We start from the raw sequence: 3260 nt of genomic DNA on the forward strand, positions 1-3260 counted from the left end.
GTTTCAATATATGCGTTACGAGTCTTTATAGTCGAAATGCTTTTCTCCAAACAATTTCTTCCGATCGAAGAGATTATGGGCTGGCAGCTATTCGGAGATGTGTTAAAGATCGCCAGTTGGCTTGTGGCTTATGTCTTTATTAGTCGGGCGGAGTTCAAGATCTTTATTTTTATTGAGATTTTTTTCTCAATAACATTTGTGCTCTTGTCCATGTTGTTGGTCTCGGAGTATGGGTTGGTTGGGGGCGCTTATGCGCACATCGTGAACTATGTTGTATGCTTGATTTTCGTAATGTATAAATTTAGTAAACTGAAGGTTTTGTGAGCATGCTGAGAAAACTGCGAGCTTTTTTATTGAGACGAGCTCTTACCAGTCGAGCAAGTTTGTGGGTCTATATATGCCTGCAGACATTTTACTTTCATCCTGTGATCGCGGTAGTTAAGTTTCCTATTAACTTTTTATACTCTTTGTATCTGACGAATCGTCTGTGCGGTTTCAGTCTTTTGCCAAGACTTTATTTTTCCGCTGAAATTTTCAAGGTTAAAATTGCCAGGGCAAGGACTGCAAAAGTTCTATCCGAGGCGAAGAATATATTTGTATTCGAAAATTGGCTAGGTGGAAATGAACCCCTATGTATTAATTTGGAGGCTTCATCATCATTCAATATTATTAATGAATTTCATTTGGGGGATGGGTGTAAAATCAATCTTCTAAAAGGTGCGACCCTTACGTTGGGAGGCAGAAGTCCCTCCCAAATATCAGGGCTTACCTGCAAGAGTATAATTTTGTGCTCGTCAGATATTAGCATTGGGGTGGGTACCATTGTATCTTGGGGATGCTATATAACGGATAGTACTCAGCATAGTATAAATGGAGAGATAAAAATCGCGCCTGTCAGCATCGGTAATCATGTTTGGATAAGCGAGGGCGTGACATGTACACCCGGAGGGGCCGTGGGCGATGGATGCATTATTGGCAGTAAGTCATATGTTAACAAGGTGTACGCGCCAAGGAGCTTTATTGCTGGTGCGCCTGCAGTAATCCTTAAGAATAATGTAACTTGGCATCGCTAGGTAGATAAAATAATGCTCACAATAGTTATTCCTTCATATAATCATGCTGAATTTATTGTTTCATGCCTCGACGCGGCGCTAGCTGTAGAGCCAGCAGCCACGCGTGTTTTGATAATCGATGATGGCTCTCCTGATAATACCATGGGCGTCATTCAGGCTTACCTTGAAACCAGCACGGAAGCTACACGTGTAAGCGTGGTCAGCAAAAAAAACTCAGGCCTTGTTAATTCGTTAAATCTAGCGCTTTCGATGGTTGAGACTGAACTGGTCTATTTCATAGCTTCAGATGACGTCGTTATTCCTGAGGGCATGGATATAATGCTGAAGGAAATGCAGCGCTCACCTGAATTGAAATTTATCATTGGTGATGCAGTTTATTTTTATGGCGACCGGGAGGACGAAGGCCCTGTTTATAAAAAGAAACATGATACATTTTTTCAACTATCTCCATTACAACGCAGAAGTGCATTATATTTGGATTATCCCGCACCTATACTTCTTCAGTCGACCTTGTTCAAGACGTCATCCCTCAGAGAGATAGGAGGCTGGGATGTCGGCTTGAAATGGGACGATTATCCGGTTTTTGTAAAATTATTCACGCAGTATGACAAGTTCGGTAAAGACTTTACTTTTTTGTCGGGTATTAATGTCGTTCGCTATCGTCAACATGATGTCAATTCTTACAAGGATACGTTTAAGCAATATGGCATGGTCGTTCAAACTTTAGATGCTATTGCTCCCGAAGAATTACGTGCACAAGCTCAGGCCCGGGCGTTGGCTTTCTATATTCTGGTTGCGCTAAAAACACGCGATTTTCGTGTGGTTGTTAAAATCATTAAATATGTTGGTTTAAAGCAGTTTTTAGGAGGGGTTTCGTGCATACCCTACGTCGCTTACGTTCATATGTTAAGAGATAAATTATGAGCGATACAGATTTTTTTGATTTGGCATTTGGGAACTTGGGTCTGTTGTTGAGTTGTATGGTTTTTGTTATGGCCCTATTTTATTTTTGCATACGGGGCAAAGCGGTCGCCGGATACCTGGATCCTGTCCATTTTTATTGGACGTTCACAATGGGGAGCGCTTACGGCGTCGTTCTATTCATGTATGTTAGTGGCAAAGTAGAAACATACTTACTGCTAATACTTTTTTCTTATTGCTCTATGTTTATGATCGTTTACTCCATTTGTCACGGTCGGGCTCTATGGTTTCCCAAGATGGTGAGGCTGTTTTTGGTACCAGAGGGCAAAGGTCGATCAGAATTCATTGTGGTTGTTATTCTATATTCCCTATTGGCGTTGTTTTTGATAATAAATGTAGGGTTTGGCTCTTCTGCAGAGACCAACAGATTTGAGCAAAATAGAGGATTTGGTGCATTTGTACGTGTTGCAGATGGGTTCAGATTGTTTGTAATTTCCTATCTAACCTTGTGGATTGGTCGACGTTTTCGTAGCAAAAATGTGAACTTCGTTACAGTGCTTATGATAGGTGGACTGTTCCTTGATATCCTCATCAGTTCTTTTTTGAATGGCGCTAAGTTTGCAATCCTTGAATCGATTTATGCGGTCATCTTAGTTTTGTTCTTCGCAAAGTTTAGCGTTAGAGTTGGTTTTACAAAATTGTTCTTGCTGGGGGTTACGGTTCTGCTATTTGCGGGATATATATTGACCCGGAATTTGGAAAATAGTGGTGTTGATGTTTCCGAGCGCGGTGTTTATATGCCAAATTCATCGGTGCTTGTTGAGCGTTTGGTCTTAAGGGTATTTGCAAACGCAGACAAATATTATTTTGCTTTGCCGGGGAATGTAATTGAACGTCTCGAAACCGATAGTTTCTTTTTACAAATGCTCTCTCCTCTCGTCGGAGTGACAACTCTCAGCAACGCAGTAGGGCACCCCGTAAACGATTATACAGTCGGGCGCCAGTCTCTTTTATACTGGTATCCAACATTTGATGTGGCGGGAGGCCCAACCAGCCACTATGATCTGTTCGCATACAAGTATTTAGGGTATGCAGGTGGATTGCTGTTTGTAATGATGCTGAGCTTTGTTCTTAGCTCCATTTCTACTATGTCACGTGTGGCGGGTAGCGACTTTTATTACGCCCTAGCAGCGACCCTTTGGTTGAGAGCGTTGCCAATGTTTGTGGGGGCCGCTCTTTGTCTTTTTTTTATTTTTCTCTTTTTTA

Annotated in this window: 2 protein-coding genes and 1 pseudogene; all 3 read left to right on the plus strand. The window is 41.6% G+C overall.

The features are described from left to right. Nucleotides 1-324 (plus strand): annotated as a pseudogene (locus GIW04_RS29190) (hypothetical protein); the annotation flags it as partial. Nucleotides 325-1085: 761 nt separating this feature from the next. Further along, nucleotides 1086-1997 carry a glycosyltransferase family A protein gene (locus GIW04_RS29195; protein ID WP_120247695.1) on the plus strand — a complete coding sequence of 304 codons (912 nt, stop codon included), beginning with the start codon at nt 1086-1088 and terminating at the stop codon, nt 1995-1997. Further along, the coding region (locus tag GIW04_RS29200) for a hypothetical protein (RefSeq protein ID WP_236479486.1) at nt 1994-3260 on the plus strand (1267 nt) is incomplete at its 3' end. The genes GIW04_RS29195 and GIW04_RS29200, both read left to right, overlap by 4 nt.

This window comes from Pseudomonas sp. PA-4-8C, from assembly GCF_021606625.1.
In the GTDB taxonomy this organism is placed as follows: Bacteria; Pseudomonadota; Gammaproteobacteria; order Pseudomonadales; family Pseudomonadaceae; genus Aquipseudomonas; species Aquipseudomonas lactis.

What these genes read in the sequence shown, in the direction of transcription:
- GIW04_RS29195 (WP_120247695.1), top strand. Translation starts at nt 1,086, where the DNA reads ATGCTCACAATAGTTATTCCTTCATATAATCATGCTGAATTTATTGTT.